The sequence below is a fragment of the Microcosmobacter mediterraneus genome (genome assembly GCF_031846265.1).
GTDB classification, from domain to species: domain Bacteria; phylum Bacteroidota; class Bacteroidia; order Flavobacteriales; family Flavobacteriaceae; genus Microcosmobacter; species Microcosmobacter mediterraneus.
The window spans coordinates 56,599-73,785 of record NZ_JAVRIA010000003.1; the positions used below are offsets into that span (position 1 = coordinate 56,599).

Here is a 17,187-nt window from a genome sequence, read left to right on the forward strand (position 1 = left end):
CCTTAATTTTGACTGTAATTTAAAACAACTTTTTAACATGAAATCATTATATCTTGGATTGATTTGTCTACTCTTAGTTACATCCTGTAAAACTGAAAAAAAAGAAGCACCTAAACCAGAAGAAGTTAAAGAACTAACTGTTGCTGAAAAAATAGCACATGCACATGGTTATGAAAACTGGAAAAACGTATCTAAGGTAAAATTTACGTTTAAAGTAGATAGAGATACAATTAAAGGAAAAGGAAGATCTTGGCAATGGTTTCCTAAAACGGATGATATAAAAATGACTGCAGGAGAAACAACTGTTGAATACAACAGAAGACAAATGGACAGTACTCATATTAGTACTGATAGAGGTTTTATAAATGATAAATATTGGCTTTTTGTTCCTTTTCAATTAGTTTGGGATACTTCTGCTACAATTTCTAATCCAAAAAAAGCTGAAGCACCAATAAGCAAAACAGAAATGGATATGATTACTATTTTGTATGGTAACGAAGGTGGTTACACTCCTGGTGACGCTTATGATATCTTCTACGATGAAAACTATATGATTAAAGAATGGATTTTCAGAAAAGGAAATGCAGAGAAACCATCAATGGCTACCACGTTTGAAAATTATCAAGATTTTAATGGTATTAAGATTGCCATAGACCATAAAATGGACGATGGAAATTGGAATTTAAATTTTGGGGATGTTAGCATAACACTAAAGTAATACTACATTTAATTTTTGGCATTACTTTTGTTTTATAAAGTACAAGGTTCACGTTAAAACATTAAAAACGTATATCTTATACTCTTCCGCCTTGTGCGTCTATATATATATATCACAGCGCTTTGTTATCAAAGCGCTTTTTTTATAATTTATTTACATATGCTCTCTATCTCTATTTTGCCAAATAAAATTGAATCCGGTTTTTTGGATTTCAATTTCAAAATCTCTTTTTACTTTAATTATATTTTCAGTCATACTAGCGACATAAATATTTAAAACAATGATTATTACAGAAATAAAATATAATGGAACAATCCAGACTCTACTAAATCTAATTTCCATTATAAATCGATCAAAATAAAACGTAAGCAATAGTGTAACTACAAAGAATAATAGATAGTTTATAAAATATTCAAGTAAAAAAATCTGTAAAGACATAGAAGTATGCCAACCTTCACTAACCGAAATTAATGGAAAGCCATACATAAAAGATTTAGGAGCATCAACAGGAACAACATACCACCATTTATTAAAAATAGTAAAGCAAATTATACTAAGAGGTATTACTATTTTTAATTTATTCTTTCTGTAATTCAAAACTTATCCTTCAAAGTTTTCCTTAATATGAGCGCCATCACAATAAGGTTTATTCTGAGAAGCTCCACATCTACAAAATGCCGTTGTTCTATTCTTGGTTTCTTCACTACCATCCTTGTGTATTATCTTTAAGGTTCCAAATACCAGCAAAGGTCCATTCTCTAGGATTTCTACCTTTGTTTCTAACGATTGTGTTTCTTGGTCATCAGAAGCATTCATATAATAACTCAAAGCACCAGATGGACACTTTTTTACAGTATTAACCAAATCCTCAGTAGTTGCTGCATTTATTGTAATCCAAGGTCTATCCTTTGGTTTAAACACTTTAGGTAAGCCTCTTACACAAATACCTGAATGAATACACTTTTCTGGTTTCCAAACTATGGTAACCTCATCGTTAGAATACTCTTTTATATTTTCCATTTTATGCTGAATTTATTTCAGTAACAATTTCCCAAAAAAGCGGGAATCTTATTAATTAAACTTCATTTCCATTAAAGATAATTAAATTTTTAATAGCCAAATAAGACCTTTACTACTACATATTAAATCCCTATTTTTGTTAAGTATCATAATAATTCACAAATCCTCTAATGAATTTAAGTCTCGATTACGCCATAGAAATGGATCAGAAAGATCCTTTAAAATCTTATAGAGATTTGTTTCATATACCAAAAGATAAATTTGGCAACGACCTTATTTATTTCTGTGGAAATTCTTTAGGACTCCAGCCAAAAACTACTAAATCATATATAGAACAGGAGCTTAAAGATTGGGCAGAATTAGGTGTAGAAGGTCATATTGAAGCTAAAAATCCTTGGTTACCTTACCATGAGTTTTTAACAGAAAGTATGGCAAAAGTGGTTGGTGCAAAACCGATTGAGGTAGTGACTATGAATACGTTAACAGCAAACCTTCATTTTATGATGGTGTCGTTTTATCAACCTAATAAAAAACGCTATAAAATAGTCATAGAAAGCGATGCGTTTCCTTCAGATAAATATGCTGTAGAATCGCAACTAAGACATCATGGTTATGATGATAAGGAAGGGCTTATTCTTTGGAAACCAAGAAAAGGAGAAGAACTATTACGTTATGAAGATTTAGAACAAATCATGCAAGATCAAGGCAATGAAATTGCGCTTATAATGATTGGAGGTGTAAACTATTACACAGGTCAATATTTCGATTTAAAACGGATTACAGAACTTGGTCACAAACATGGTTGTAAAGTTGGTTTTGATTGTGCGCATGGAGGTGGAAACGTTCCTTTAAATCTGCACAACTCTGGAGCAGATTTTGCGATTTGGTGCTCTTACAAATACCTAAATTCTGGACCAGGAAGTTTGAGTGGCTGTTTTGTTCATGAACGCTATGCTTATGATAAAAATTTAAACCGATTTACGGGTTGGTGGAGTCATAATAAAGAAACACGTTTTAATATGCGACATGATTTTGATGTATTACCAGGTGCAGAAGGCTGGCAATTATCTAATCCTCCCATTTTATCTCTAGCAGCCATAAGAGCTTCTTTAGATATATTTAATGAAGCAGGTATGGATGCATTACGAGATAAATCCATAAAATTAACAGGTTACTTTGAATATTTAATGAATGGTCTTGGAGATGATGTGGTTAGAATAATAACACCATCAAACCCTAAAGAACGAGGTTGCCAATTATCAATTCAAGTAAAAAATGCTAATAAAGAGCTTCATGATAAACTTACAGATTCTGGAGTAATAACCGATTGGCGAGAACCAGATGTAATACGTTGTGCTCCTGTTCCACTCTATAATACCTTTCAAGATGTATATTTAATGGTTGAACGATTAAAAGGATTACTGTAATGTATATTCCAGAAATTTACAAAGAAGCAGATATAGATAAAGTAAAAGCTTTTATCTTAAAACACAGTTTCGGAATCATAGTAACGCATAACGAGGGCAAATCTTTAGCAACACATATACCGTTAGAGCTCGTTAATAAAAATGGTATAGATGTTATACAAGCTCATATCTCTAAAGCAAATCCTCAATGTGATCATTTAAAAAACAATTCTGAAGTATTGTGCATTTTTAATGGTCCTCATAGTTATATCTCATCCTCATGGTATGATTTTGAAGAGGTACCAACTTGGAATTATGTTGCTGTGCACATTTATGGCACACTCAAAATAATAGAAGGTGATGAATTAATGTCTGCAATGAAACATCTTATGGATAAATACGAAAAGGACTCTGAGAACCCTATAATCATAGAAGAATTATCTGAAAAAACCATGAGGCAAATGAATGGTATATTAGGTTTTGAAATTAATATAAATAGTATTGAAGCGGCCTATAAACTTTCTCAAAATAGAAATGACAAAAATCATCAGACCATTATTGATAAACTAAATCATAAAGAAAATTCAGGTTCTAATGCAATTGCAGATTACATGAAAAAAGAAAGAGAACATGGAAAATAAGAAGCAGAATATTCTCATTATTGGTGCAGGACTTTGTGGTAGTTTACTAGCTTTACGTCTAGGACAGCGTGGTTATAATGTAATAGTCTATGAAATGAGACCAGATTTAAGATCTACAGATATTTCTGCTGGTCGTTCCATCAACTTAGCTTTTTCAGACCGAGGTAATAAGGCCATGAAAATGGTAGGTATAGAAGATAAAGTAAAGGCTCTTTGCATTCCTATGAATGGACGTATGCTCCATGATAAAGAAGGGAATACATTTTTATCTAACTATAGTGGTCGAGAGTACGAGTACATCAACTCCATTTCTAGAAGTGAGCTAAATGCATTGCTTTTAACTGAAGCTGAAAAACATGATAATGTTACCATACATTTTAATAAGAGATGTCAATCCGTTGATTTTGAAAAAACAACAGCTTTATTTGAAGATTACAATACCAAAGATGAATTTATTGAAGATGCTGATTGTATTATAGCTACTGATGGTGCAGGTTCAGCACTGCGTAAAAGCTATTTCTTAGAACGAAAATTCTTGTTTAGTTTTTCGCAGCAATGGTTAACCCATGGCTATAAAGAATTAAGTATTCTACCATCAGAAAATGGCGATTATAAAACCTACAAAAACGCCTTACACATCTGGCCAAGAGGCGATTTTATGGTTATTGCATTACCTAATTTAGATGGCAGTTTTACTGTAACGCTCTTTTTAAGTTATACTGAAGGTGAATACAATTTTAATAATCTAACAACACCCAAAATTGTTACTGAATTCTTTGAAAAAGAATTCCCTGATGCTTTAGAACTCATGCCCAATTTAGTTGATGATTTTTTTGAAAACCCAACAGCGCCTTTAGGTACTGTAAAATGTTCACCATGGCATTACAAAGGCAACACACTTCTTATGGGAGACTCTGCTCATGCCATTGTACCATTCTATGGACAAGGCATGAATGCATCATTTGAAGATGTAGTAGAATTCGATAAAATTTTAGATCAAAATTTAGGGAGTTGGGAAACCATTTTCCTGACCTATGAAAAAATTAGAAAAAAAGATACAGATGCCATTGCAGATTTAGCCGTCGATAATTTTCATGAAATGAAAGACCATGTTGGGCAAGCTATATTTCAAGAAAAACGAAAAATTGAAATGGCTTTAGAACAAAATTTTCCTCAAGAGTATTCTTCCAAATATTCATTGGTAACCTTTAATGAACATATTGGATATAGAGAAGCTATGCTAAGAGGTAGAGCTCAAGACAAGGCCATTTTAAATATGTTAGCAGATAATGTCATTTCAACATCAGATGACATTGCAGCTATTTTAGATAAAGTAAAAACAGAAACCGAAGCCATTCTGGAAGATGATAGAATTGCTGGATTAAAATAACAATTATGAGTGATAAAGTAACACCAAGAGGTGCATATCCACACACCAAACGTGTAGGCGATTTTATACTCGTCTCAGGCACAAGCTCTCGCAGATCTGATAACACCATTGCTGGTGTAGATATTATTGATGAAATGGGTACCAAAAAGCTAAATGCTTACACACAAACTCAAGAAGTCTTAAAGAATATTGACAAAAATCTAGCTAAAGTTGGAGCAAGCTTAAAAGATGTGGTAGATGTAACGTCTTTTTTAGTAAACATGAATGACTTTGCAGATTATAATAAAGCCTATGCCGAGTTTTTTGATAAGGAAACAGGGCCAACTAGAACCACAGTTGCTGTGCACCAATTACCACATCCAGATTTAGTGATTGAGATAAAGGTTATGGCTTATAAAAAGCAATAATAACTTATCAATGATATCATACAAACAGAATATCACAATAACACTCATTTTATTTTTTATAATGAGCTATAGCTATGCACAAAACACAACACATAAAGTATTAGATAAATCTACTGAGCATAAAATAGACTCTTTATTATCAATTATGACTATCGAAGAGAAAGTCGGACAAATGAATCAACTCAATGGGTTTTGGGATGCAACTGGTCCTGTTCCAAAAGAGGGCTCTGCAGAAACTAAATATGAAGATCTCAAAAATGGCTGGGTAGGTGCCATGCTTAATGTTAGAGGTGTTAAACAAGTTAAAGCGCTTCAAAAAGTTGCAGTAGAACAAACTAGATTAGGTATTCCTTTACTATTTGGATATGATGTAATTCATGGATATAAAACAATCAGCCCTATACCTTTAGCTGAAGCCTCAAGTTGGGATTTAGAAATCATTGAAAAATCTGCGAGCATAGCAGCAGCTGAAGCTTCTTCATCAGGTATAAATTGGACCTTTGCTCCAATGGTTGATATTTCTCGAGATCCTCGTTGGGGACGCGTTATGGAAGGTGCTGGAGAAGATCCATTTCTTGGAAGCAAAATTGCTATAGCTAGAGTTAATGGTTTTCAAGGTACTAACTTAAAAGCTACTAATACCATTGCTGCATGTGCAAAACATTTTGCCGCTTATGGCTTTGTAGAATCAGGCAAAGAATATAATTCTGTAGACATTGGCTCTTCTACACTTCATAATATTGTATTACCACCATTTAAAGCCGCTGTTGATACCAACGTAAAAACGGTAATGAATTCTTTCAACGAACTCAACGGTATTCCAGTTACAGCAAGCAGTTATCTACAACGAGATATTTTAAAAGATCAATGGAATTTTAATGGTTTTGTGGTCTCTGATTGGGCTTCAATTAACGAGCTGATAAATTGGGGAATTGCAAAAAACAAAAAAGAAGCTGCCGAAATTGCCTCAAAAGCTGGTTCAGATATGGATATGGAAGGTAGTGTTTACATCAAAGAACTTTCTGAATTAGTCAGAAATGGCATAGTCCCTGAGAGTATAGTTGATGATGCAGCTAGACGAATTTTAAGAGTAAAATTTGAATTAGGATTATTTGATGATCCTTACAAATATTGTAATCTCGACAATGAAAAAAGCACCATTTACAATCCAAAATATCAAGAACAAGTATTAGATATTGCTAAAAAATCTATTGTACTATTAAAAAATGAAAATAGTATTCTTCCGCTTAAAAAAGAAAAACAACATATTGCAATTATAGGACCTTTAGCAAATGATAAAAATAGTCCTTTAGGCAGTTGGAGATTAGCTTCAGATGATCATTCTGCTGTATCTGTATTGGAAGGCATGCAAGAATATACTGGAAATAAACTAACCTTCAGTAAAGGAGTTGATTTAATCACAGAACCGACTCGGTTTATTAAAGAGGTTAAAATAAATACTATAGATACCTCAGGTTTTTCTGATGCTATAGAAATTGCAAAAATCGCTGATGTCGTGGTTATGGTTCTCGGAGAGCATGGCTATCAAAGTGGTGAGGCTAGAAGTAGAACAGAACTAAACCTTCCAGGTCTACAACAAAAATTATTAGAAGCCATATTTAAAGTCAACCAAAACATTGTACTAGTTTTAAACAACGGAAGACCACTTGCAATACCTTGGGCAGCAGCAAATGTTCCTGCCATTGTAGAGGCATGGCAATTGGGTTCACAAACTGGTAATGCTGTAGCTCAAGTGCTATATGGCGATTATAATCCGAGCGGAAAATTACCGATTACATTTCCTCGACATGTTGGTCAAATACCCATTTATTACAATTACAAAAACACAGGACGACCAAGTAATAACAACAACAATGTGTTTTGGTCACATTATATAGATAGTTCAAATTCACCATTGTATCCTTTCGGTTATGGTTTAAGTTACACCACATTTGAGTATAGTAATTTTAATATTAATGGTAGCACATTTAAAATTAATGATACCATTAAAGTATCAGTAGATATAACCAATACAGGAATTTGTAAAGGTAAAGAAGTAGTTCAGCTATATATAAGAGACATGGTTGGTAGTATTTCAAGACCAGTAAAAGAACTCAAAGGATTTGAACTAGTAGATTTAAAAAAAGGCGAAACAAAAACAGTACATTTTACACTAGATAAAACACAGTTAGGTTACTTTAACAATGATGGTGCTTTTGTGGTTGAACCAGGTGATTTTAAAGTCTTTGTTGGAGGAAACTCGCTTACTAGCTTAGAAATTAAATTTGAATTGATCGATTAACTAAGAGGAAATTGACACACATCTTTTTGTAACATTTTTTGTATACAGTATACTTATCTCTAGAATTACTTTATTTTTAGACCTATAACCTCAGGGACTACCATCAACCTAATTTGCTTGTTACTACTTGCAAATGATTAAATTTTTTCGTCGCGTTCGTCAACGCCTTCTCACTGACAATAAATTCAGTAAATACCTCATTTATGCCATTGGCGAAATTATTCTCGTGGTTATTGGTATTCTTTTAGCACTTTCCCTTAATAATTGGAAAGAAGACCTTGCAAATCAAGGAGAAGAAGAGCGAATACTTAGTGGCTTAAAGCAAGAATTTGAAATTAATCTTGCTGAAATTATTAGAAATATAAAATTAAATACTGGCACAAAAGAGTCTACTATTGCTCTTATCCTTCAGATACGTTCTGAGGATCCTTTTGCCAATTCAAGATATATTGATAGTCTTTTGAATGAAGTATATATGTTTGGATCCTTTGATGCGCAAACAGGACTTGTAAATGAAGTTATTAGTTCTGGAAAGTTATCAATTATTAGAGATTCTGAGTTACGAGATAGATTAACAGCGGTTTCTGGGCTTTTAGATAATCTTGAAGAAGATTATGTAATTCGTAGCGACTATTACATGTATCACATCATTCCATATACAAGCAAATATTTTTCGCTTGTTAACCAAAATAATTTTATGGATTTTTCAAGCTGGTCAGATACTTACGAAACCTTTAAACTCAATGAATCTCCATTTAAACCTAAATACGAAGAAATCGATTTACTGTTATTTGAAAATTTGATTGCAACACATAAATTGAATAATGATTTTGTAAATCTAGATGAGTATGATTTAAAAAAGTTTTATATGCAAACCTTAGAAATAATCAATGCTAATTTAGAGTCTGAAAAATAATTATTTTCAATGCTAAAATTCTTTAGACATATAAGAAAAGACCACATGGAGAAAAATAAGACTACCAAATACATTAAATACGCCATAGGTGAAATTATCCTTGTGGTTATTGGTATTCTAATTGCATTACAAATTAACAATTGGAATGAAAGCAGAAAGGACACTATAAAAGAACAACAAATATTAAGTCAACTTAAAGAAGAATACGCTGCAAATCTTTTACAATTAGAACAAAAAATTGCACATCGTAAAAAAATAATTACAGCAGCTACAAGAGTGTTACAATTTATAGATGAACCTATTACTATTAAAGGGGATAACCTTAGTTCTCAATTAAATGTGATGATTGGCAACCCAACATTTAAACCCATTGAAAACAACCTTGTAAATTCTGGGGATATTCTATTAATAAAGAATAAAAAATTAAACCAATTACTAACCACTTGGCCATCTAACGTTATGCATATAAAAGAGATAGAAAACATCTGGAATAAAGGAATGTGGGAATCCGTTATTCCTCTGTTTAATAGTTTTGGTTTACTACGAGAGAGTTTTTACAAATGGTGGAATGATGAACAAAATATAAAATGGGTTATGGAAGGCACTTTTATAAACCCATTTCAAAAACCTAAATTGAGTAACGCCTTTAATACAATTGAAATATTAGAGAATAAGGAGCTTGAAGGAATAGCCTCTATGGCTGTTTCTGTAAATTATGCGGCAAACCTGCAATCTCAGGTTTTACATAATCGGATTTTAGAAATTTTAGAATTATTAAATCAAGAAATTAAAGAATAGAGATGATTAAATTCTTCCGAAAAATACGATACAATCTTATGAGCGAAAACAAAACAGGTAAATACCTTAAATATGCTATTGGCGAGATTATCCTTGTAATGGTAGGTATACTTTTAGCTTTGCAAGTGAATAATTGGAACGAAGGAAGAAAGGATATTAAAAAGGCTCACGAAATTCTTATTGATGTAAAAGAAAATGCCGAGTTCAATATTATTCAATTTAAAAAAGACATAGAAGAAAACAAAAATGTTCTTAATTCTATAGACATTCTTTTAAATAACATAACTGTTACTAAAATTTATAATGACTCGCTTGACAGACACTTTCGTTTTGCTACATGGTGGTCTACAAGCAGATGGAAATCATCTGGTTATGAGGCACTCATTTTTAATGGTGTAGATATTATTAAATCAAAAAAGTTACGCAATGCTATAATTGATTTATATGAAATTTCTTATCCAGAGATAATAGAAAACACAAGGCTTAACGAAGGAAATTGGAGTTCAATTTTCCCTTCTTTTCTTGAGCTTATGTATAGAGAACCAAGTGACTTCAACACGGTTAATCAACACAAAGCAAAACCATTCAATTATCAAGAAATTATTGAATCAAGATTATATAAAAGCTTTTTATCCTTCAGTCGTTCACAAAGGTTTATAGATATTCAAATGAGAGAATATGCCATTGAAAAGAATGCAGAACTCATTGAGTTAATAGATGAAGAATTAAATAACAATTAGTATGATTAAATTCTTCCGAAAAATACGTCAAAACCTAATTATGGAAAATAAAACAGGAAAATATTTTAAATATGCTTTGGGCGAAATAATTCTTGTAGTTATAGGAATTCTTATAGCCATATGGATTAATAGCACCTACAACGATTACAAAGAAAAAGAAGTAGAAACAACCATTTTAAAAAAACTTATTACAGATCTAGAATCTGATTATAACCAACTTAAGGTTGCAGATTCTATAAACCAGGAATATCTAGAAAAGATAAGAACCTTTAAAAATGCTATAGTAAAAAATAATGAAGTTGTACTAAAAGAAATGATTAGCCAACAATATGGAGGCGCTCAATTTTTGGGTATAAATCCAAGAGCTACCACATTTGATGAAATGATCAACTCCGGCAAATTATATACCTTATCCAATGCAGAACTCACAGACTTCTGTATAGACTATTACGAATTAATAGATACATACAGCAACAGCCTTTCACAGATAAGAGGCGAATATAGAGCCTTGTTTTTTGGGCCAAATATGACCGATTATTGGCTCACTTATCTAGAGGAAACTAAAGATAAAGATGCTTATGTAGATAGATTTATAGAAAATAAACAATCAACAGCTTATAAAACCTTAAAACAAGGCACAGGTTGGGGCGAATTGATTATGCAAGGCACTGATGAACGTATCAAACAAATTAAACAATCTAACAGAAATCTGTATAATTTAATAGCTGAAGAAATAACTAAAAAAAGTAATGATTAAATTCTTCCGTCATATTCGCAAATCATTAATTGAACAAAACAAAATGGGAAAATACTTTAAATATGCTATTGGCGAAATTATCCTTGTGGTTATTGGTATTCTCATTGCATTACAGATTAATACTTGGAATGAAGACAGAAAAAATCGAGTAAAGGAAAAAGTCTATATCACAAATATCCAAAGAGATTTAAAAGCGCAATTAGTGATTTTAGATCGTGCTTCAAATGGGGAACTATCTAGTTTTACAAGTCTATCAAATGCTCAAAAATCATATCACCAACATAATAAGTTTATTGTAAACACGAAGAGCCTGGCCGAAATTTCTGCAATTAATGACCGCTTTACGTTCAACATTATTGATACCGCTTTAGAGGAAATAAAGTCATCAGGAAATCTAGATATCATACAAAATAGGACCGTAAAAGATAGTTTATTAAAATATTATGATGAGATTGGTTTATATGGCCAAATTATTTCTAGCAACAATCTTGGAAATGATTTAACAGCCATGGATAAGAGTATGGCTTTAACAAGTGTGATGGGTGATGATTCCAAAGCGTGGCTAGATTTCAATGCCGGAATTGCTGATACCTTTAAAAAGATGCCTGATAATATTTTAGAACTCGTTTCAAAGTCTATTAATATACCTGAAAACGCATTGGTACTTTATAACTTAATTAATTATAAAAAATCAGTTTCTTTTTTTCATTTTACAGTATATAAAGAGGTGAAAAAGAAGATCCATGATCTAAACAATTTATTACTAGAAAATTATTCTTTTCTTGAAAAATAACAAATGATTAAATTCTTTAGAAAAATAAGATATAACCTCATGGAAACAGGAAAAACAACAAAGTACTTCAAATACGCCATTGGCGAAATTATACTTGTAATGATTGGTATTCTATTGGCTTTACAAGTCAATAATTGGAATAACCAAAGGTTAGAAGTAAATAAAGAGCAAACTATATTGAAAAACTTACGTTCAGATTTTAGAGATAATCTCACCGAATTTAATAGGATTTATAATAGTTCTGCAGATAGCTACAAATCTTCAATAAAGCTATTAGAAATTATAAAAAATGATAACACCATAAATCCTGCTGAAGCGGAAATACTTTTAGACGACATTATCAATGGTTTTTATTCACTAGACCTTAATTCAGCTTCAATAGACGAAATAAAGAGTTCAGGCTCACTAAGTATTATTAAAGATCCTGAGCTAAGAAGACAACTATCTAATTGGTCATTTATAGAAGCGGATACTGAAGACGATATTGAAATATACTATAACTATATGTTCGATTTTCTTATTCCTTCTTTAACAAATAAAGCCATTTTAAGAAATATCGCAATACCAGACCGTTTAATGGAAAAAACGAATTTGCCAAAAATTTCCAGTTCAAGTTACACTCTAAATTATAGCACAACTATGAGAACTCTTGAGTTTGAAAATCAAATCTATAATAACGCCTTAAATATAGTTTACGTATTAACGGCTTATAAGAACGTAGAGATTTACTTAAATGACACTTTAAAACTTATAGACGCTAATATTAAATGATAAAATTCTTCAGACAAATAAGATTCAGATTAATGGAAACAGGAAAAACAGGAAAATACTTTAAATACGCTATTGGCGAAATTATCCTTGTTGTTATTGGTATTCTCATTGCACTACAAATTAATAATTGGAACGAAGGCAAAAAAGCTAAAGCAAAAGAACGTGAAGCACTTCTCGAAATTGTATCAGATCTAGAATACAGTCTCATAGATTTAGATGACGTTCTAAATACACAGAATAATAATTTAGCAAAAAATATTAACTCCATAAAAACCCTAATTAACGTCTTACAAACAGATCAGAAATACCATGACTCTCTAGGAAATCACTTCTACTCTACAAACTCATATGACGAACCTTATTTTAAAACAAGTGGCTATAATTCGCTTTCGTCAATTGGTATGGACTTGATAGAAGATTCAAAAATTCGTTCGGAAATAGGTCAGTTTTATAGCGCTACAGTTATTGATACTAAAGGAGCCTTTAGTGAATTAAGGCAAGATTTTCATGAGTATATGCTCGATTTTATAAGAAAAGATTTTACATTTTCAACTTCAAATAATGGACAAATAGTAATGCGTCCTAATAACTATGAAGCGCTAAAAGTCAATAAAGAATATATTCAATCTTTAAGAACTTTTTTATTCGTCAGTGAATATTATTATAATAATTTAAATGATATTAAGGCTGAAGCTATTCAATTAAAAAAAGATATTGAAACTTACATAAAAGAACATTAACTTGTCATTCCTGCGAAAGCAGGAATCTACAAAAAACATTAACCTCAAAATAGATTCCTGCTTTCGCAGGAATGACAAAACACACTAATACATGATTAAGTTCTTTAGAAAAATTAGATACGATCTTATGGAGAAAAACAAAACAGGAAAATATTTTAAATACGCCATAGGTGAGATCGTTCTTGTCGTCATTGGTATTCTCATTGCCTTACAGATTAATACTTGGAATGAAAATCGAAAAAATCATAAATATGAACGAGAAGTTCTACTACTTATTAATCAAAATTTAAAAAACGATTCTATTGCTTTGTCTAATGAATTATATAATTCTAATGAATCTAATGTCTTAACAGGCAAATTATTGGAACAATTGAGTTTGGGAAATCACAGTGATAGTTTAAATAACTGGTTAGGAAAGATTATTTCATTTGAAAGATTTAAATCACAATCCAGTGCATTTGAAATGTTAAAATCTAAAGGTATAGACGTAATTTCAGATAATGAGCTTCAATTAGCATTAATAACTTACTATGATCAAAGTGTTCATGCTGTTTATGTTGCTCTAAATGATGTAGAAGAATCTTTTAAAAAGGATTGGGAGCCATTGCTAAAAGAAGATTTTTTAGATTTCAAATGGCGCGAGTATGCTGTACCAATAGATTCTAAAGCTTTTTTTGAAAGGCAATCAACACTAAGTTTTTTAAAATTATATAGAGAAAATAGGGCTAGCTCTGCACCATTTATAAAAGCTGCATTAGATAAAATCTCTGAAATCAAAAGACTGTCCAAAAAATACATTAATGATTAAATTCTTTAGACATATTCGAAAATCCTTACTCATGGAAAACAAAACAGGCAAGTACTTTAAATACGCTATAGGCGAGATTATCCTTGTCGTTATTGGGATTCTCATCGCCTTACAGATTAATACTTGGAATGAGAACAGAAAAGAGGTTTTAGAAGAAAGTTCCATCCTTCAAAACCTAAATGATGAGTTTTCAGAAAACAAGAAAATGTATGACCAAAATATAGTCGAAACAGAAAATGCAAAACAAATAGGATATACCATAATGAATCTTATGGGAAAATCCGAGGAGCACTTAAAAAAACAAAATATAGATAGCCTTTTATTTATGCTTCTAGAACCAGGTGAGTATAGACCAAGCGAGAATACGATCAATGACCTCATACAGTCTGGTAGACTTAGGCTATTAAAAAATAAAGCTCTTAAACTATTACTCTATAATTGGCAAAGCCAACTCAAAGACTTTAAGGTTGCTATTGAACGCGCAGAACTCAAAATTGACAATGAATTGGTACCCTATTTATCCAAACATTATGCATTAAAAGATATAGACAAATATGGCGCATTAAATTGGAAAGAAAATACAAGTCTTAAAATAGATAAGTATGCTATTTTTAATGATATTGAGTTTGAAAACATTACGGACGACTATCTTTATAGAGTCGTTGCAGCTGAAAAGAGTTTAAAACGAATCGGAACTATTTTAGACGCTATTTTGGCAGAAACGAATAAATAAATCTTAGATTTATAGCTATATAATGGACATTCAAAATTACATAAACGGTAACTTTCAAAATCCAATACAAAATAATTGGATTGACAATTACAATCCATCTAATGGAGCGATATATAGTCAAATCCCAAACTCCACAACAGAAGATGTAGAAGAAGCCTATAAAGCGGCAAAGATTGCTTTTAAGCAATGGTGTACGACCACACTAGAAGAACGTAGTAGAATCATGCTCAAAATTTCAGAGTTGATAGAAGCAAATTTAGATCGCCTAGCAGAGGCCGAAAGTAAAGACAATGGCAAACCAGTAGCTCTTGCCAAAATGATAGATATTCCTAGAGCATCAAGCAACTTCCGCTTTTTTGCAAATGCTTTAACGCAGTTTGCAAGTGAAAGCCATGAGAGTGTTGGGCAAAATGCTATTAATTATACATTGCGTCAACCTATTGGTGTCGTAGGCTGTATATCGCCTTGGAATCTTCCACTGTATTTATTTAGTTGGAAAATAGCGCCAGCTATTGCAGCTGGTAATTGTGTGGTTGCAAAACCAAGTGAAGTTACGCCAATGACAGCTTATTTATTAGGTGAACTATGTAATGAGGCTGGATTACCAAAAGGTGTACTCAATATTGTTCATGGTTTAGGTACCACAACAGGTCAAGCCATTGTGGAGCATCCAGGCATTAAAGCCATAAGTTTTACAGGAGGTACAGCAACTGGAGCACATATCGCCAAAGTCGCTGCTCCAATGTTCAAGAAGCTCTCTTTAGAACTTGGTGGGAAAAACCCAAACATTATTTTTGCCGATTGCGATTATGACGATATGTTAAAGACCACAGTACGTTCGTCTTTTGCAAATCAAGGTCAGATTTGCCTTTGTGGAAGTCGAATTTTTATTGAAGAATCGATCTACGAAAAATTCAAAGTTGATTTTGTAGAGCGTATAAAAACATTAAAAGTTGGTCATCCATCTGAAGCAGATACTAAAGTTGGTGCTTTAGTTTCTAAACCACATTTAGAAAAAGTGATGCGTTATATCGACATCGCAAAAGAGGAGGGCGGAACTGTTTTATGTGGCGGAAATAAGGTGACTGTAGAAGGTTATGAAAATGGTTATTATTTAGAACCTACAGTTATAGAAGTTCCAACAGACGACTGTCGCGTAAACCAAGAAGAAATATTTGGTCCAGTCGTTACGATTATGCCTTTTAAAACAGAAGATGAAGTGTTACAAATGGCAAACAAAGTTAAATATGGACTTTCAGCAACACTCTGGACCAACGATTTAAAACGCACTATGAGAATGACTAAGCAGCTTGAAGCTGGAATTGTTTGGGTAAATACTTGGCTTATGCGAGATTTACGAACACCATTTGGAGGTGTTAAAAATTCTGGCGTTGGTCGTGAAGGTGGCTTTGAAGCCTTACGCTTTTTTACAGAAGCAAAAAATGTATGTATAAAATATTAGAATGGATTTAAAATTAAACAACAAATACGCCTTAGTTTGTGGAAGTACAGCTGGTATAGGGAAAGCCACAGCAATGGCATTAGCTGCAGAAGGTGTTCAAGTGACACTTATTGCTAGAAATGAAGCCAAGTTAAAAATTACTTTAGCTGAATTACCACAACAACGATCACATGATTATATCGTAGCAGATTTTTCAGACCCAGCAGATTTAGAAGCTAAAGTCTCTGAGTATATTAATACTAATCATGGCTTTCACATTTTAGTAAATAATACAGGTGGTCCAAAAGGAGGCCCAATATTTTATGCAGAAGTTAGTGAGTTTGAACAAGCATTTACACAGCATCTAAAGTGTAATCATGTACTAGCTCAAGCTGTCGTAACTTTTATGAAGAGTGAAAACTATGGTCGAATAATAAACGTAATCTCAACATCTGTAAAACAACCTCTAGACGGATTAGGTGTTAGTAATACTATTAGAGGTGCAGTTGCTAATTGGAGTAAAACCTTAGCAAATGAGCTTGGACAATTTGGCATTACTGTAAATAATGTATTACCAGGAGCAACTGGTACAGAACGTCTAGCTCAAATTATAAAAAATAAATCTGCTAAAACTGGTAAGACAGAAGAGGAAGCATCTAATGCCATGAAAAGTGCAGTGCCTGCAAAACGTTTTGCAAAACCAGAAGAGATTGCCAATGCTATTACGTTTTTAGCGAGCGAAGCTGCTGCCTATATTAACGGAATAAATCTACCAGTTGATGGTGGGCGAACAAAAAGTTTGTAAT

19 protein-coding genes are annotated in these 17,187 nt (G+C 32.2%); 17 read left to right on the plus strand and 2 right to left on the minus strand.

The window, feature by feature from the left end:
* The first annotated feature begins 37 nt into the window (after positions 1-37).
* Positions 38-718, plus strand: coding sequence for a hypothetical protein (locus tag RM697_RS06685; protein WP_311427097.1), 681 nt, complete (start codon positions 38-40; stop codon positions 716-718).
* A gap of 153 nt (positions 719-871) precedes the next feature.
* Here RM697_RS06685 and RM697_RS06690 read toward each other — a convergent pair whose 3' ends face one another.
* On the minus strand, positions 872-1,315 hold the full coding sequence (locus tag RM697_RS06690) for a hypothetical protein (protein ID WP_311427098.1): 444 nt from the start codon (positions 1,313-1,315) through the stop codon (positions 872-874).
* A 3-nt stretch (positions 1,316-1,318) separates the two neighbouring features.
* Positions 1,319-1,738, minus strand: a complete 420-nt coding sequence (locus RM697_RS06695) for a (4Fe-4S)-binding protein (RefSeq protein ID WP_311427099.1) — start codon at positions 1,736-1,738, stop codon at positions 1,319-1,321.
* A gap of 170 nt (positions 1,739-1,908) precedes the next feature.
* Here RM697_RS06695 and kynU point away from each other — a divergent pair, with 170 nt between their 5' ends.
* The 16 genes from kynU (at position 1,909) to RM697_RS06775 (ending at position 17,186) form a co-directional block, all read left to right on the plus strand.
* Positions 1,909-3,165 (plus strand): kynureninase, encoded by a 1,257-nt coding sequence (kynU, locus tag RM697_RS06700; RefSeq protein ID WP_311427100.1) that lies wholly within the window; start codon positions 1,909-1,911, stop codon positions 3,163-3,165.
* A complete protein-coding gene (locus RM697_RS06705) occupies positions 3,165-3,785 on the plus strand; it encodes an FMN-binding negative transcriptional regulator (protein WP_311427101.1) in 621 nt (206 codons plus the stop codon). Before kynU ends, RM697_RS06705 begins: the two co-directional genes overlap by 1 nt.
* On the plus strand, positions 3,775-5,175 hold the full coding sequence (locus RM697_RS06710) for an FAD-dependent oxidoreductase (RefSeq protein WP_311427102.1): 1,401 nt from the start codon (positions 3,775-3,777) through the stop codon (positions 5,173-5,175). Before RM697_RS06705 ends, RM697_RS06710 begins: the two co-directional genes overlap by 11 nt.
* 5 nt (positions 5,176-5,180) lie before the next feature.
* Positions 5,181-5,582: a RidA family protein gene (locus RM697_RS06715; RefSeq protein ID WP_311427103.1), complete on the plus strand. Its 402-nt coding sequence runs from the start codon at positions 5,181-5,183 to the stop codon at positions 5,580-5,582.
* A 10-nt stretch (positions 5,583-5,592) separates the two neighbouring features.
* Positions 5,593-7,884, plus strand: coding sequence for a beta-glucosidase BglX (bglX, locus tag RM697_RS06720; RefSeq protein WP_311427104.1), 2,292 nt, complete (start codon positions 5,593-5,595; stop codon positions 7,882-7,884).
* A 133-nt stretch (positions 7,885-8,017) separates the two neighbouring features.
* The gene (locus RM697_RS06725) at positions 8,018-8,800 is read left to right on the plus strand and encodes a DUF6090 family protein (RefSeq protein WP_311427105.1); all 783 of its coding nucleotides are present in this window, start codon (positions 8,018-8,020) and stop codon (positions 8,798-8,800) included.
* A gap of 9 nt (positions 8,801-8,809) precedes the next feature.
* Positions 8,810-9,598 carry a DUF6090 family protein gene (locus RM697_RS06730; protein ID WP_311427106.1) on the plus strand — a complete coding sequence of 263 codons (789 nt, stop codon included), beginning with the start codon at positions 8,810-8,812 and terminating at the stop codon, positions 9,596-9,598.
* Between the two features lie 2 nt (positions 9,599-9,600).
* The gene (locus tag RM697_RS06735; RefSeq protein ID WP_311427107.1) at positions 9,601-10,338 is read left to right on the plus strand and encodes a DUF6090 family protein; all 738 of its coding nucleotides are present in this window, start codon (positions 9,601-9,603) and stop codon (positions 10,336-10,338) included.
* Between the two features lies 1 nt (position 10,339).
* Positions 10,340-11,095, plus strand: a complete 756-nt coding sequence (locus RM697_RS06740) for a DUF6090 family protein (RefSeq protein WP_311427108.1) — start codon at positions 10,340-10,342, stop codon at positions 11,093-11,095.
* The gene (locus RM697_RS06745) at positions 11,088-11,888 is read left to right on the plus strand and encodes a DUF6090 family protein (RefSeq protein ID WP_311427109.1); all 801 of its coding nucleotides are present in this window, start codon (positions 11,088-11,090) and stop codon (positions 11,886-11,888) included. The genes RM697_RS06740 and RM697_RS06745 overlap by 8 nt, the downstream gene beginning before the upstream one ends.
* A 3-nt stretch (positions 11,889-11,891) precedes the next feature.
* Positions 11,892-12,659 (plus strand): DUF6090 family protein, encoded by a 768-nt coding sequence (locus tag RM697_RS06750; RefSeq protein ID WP_311427110.1) that lies wholly within the window; start codon positions 11,892-11,894, stop codon positions 12,657-12,659.
* Complete coding sequence (locus RM697_RS06755; RefSeq protein WP_311427111.1) at positions 12,656-13,399, plus strand: DUF6090 family protein; 744 nt, start codon at positions 12,656-12,658, stop codon at positions 13,397-13,399. The genes RM697_RS06750 and RM697_RS06755 overlap by 4 nt, the downstream gene beginning before the upstream one ends.
* 91 nt (positions 13,400-13,490) lie before the next feature.
* The gene (locus RM697_RS06760) at positions 13,491-14,207 is read left to right on the plus strand and encodes a DUF6090 family protein (RefSeq protein ID WP_311427112.1); all 717 of its coding nucleotides are present in this window, start codon (positions 13,491-13,493) and stop codon (positions 14,205-14,207) included.
* A complete protein-coding gene (locus RM697_RS06765) occupies positions 14,200-14,940 on the plus strand; it encodes a DUF6090 family protein (RefSeq protein WP_311427113.1) in 741 nt (246 codons plus the stop codon). Before RM697_RS06760 ends, RM697_RS06765 begins: the two co-directional genes overlap by 8 nt.
* 22 nt (positions 14,941-14,962) lie before the next feature.
* Positions 14,963-16,402, plus strand: a complete 1,440-nt coding sequence (locus tag RM697_RS06770) for an aldehyde dehydrogenase (RefSeq protein WP_311427114.1) — start codon at positions 14,963-14,965, stop codon at positions 16,400-16,402.
* Position 16,403: 1 nt separating this feature from the next.
* Positions 16,404-17,186 carry an SDR family oxidoreductase gene (locus RM697_RS06775; RefSeq protein WP_311427115.1) on the plus strand — a complete coding sequence of 261 codons (783 nt, stop codon included), beginning with the start codon at positions 16,404-16,406 and terminating at the stop codon, positions 17,184-17,186.
* The last annotated feature ends 1 nt before the right edge of the window (position 17,187 follow it).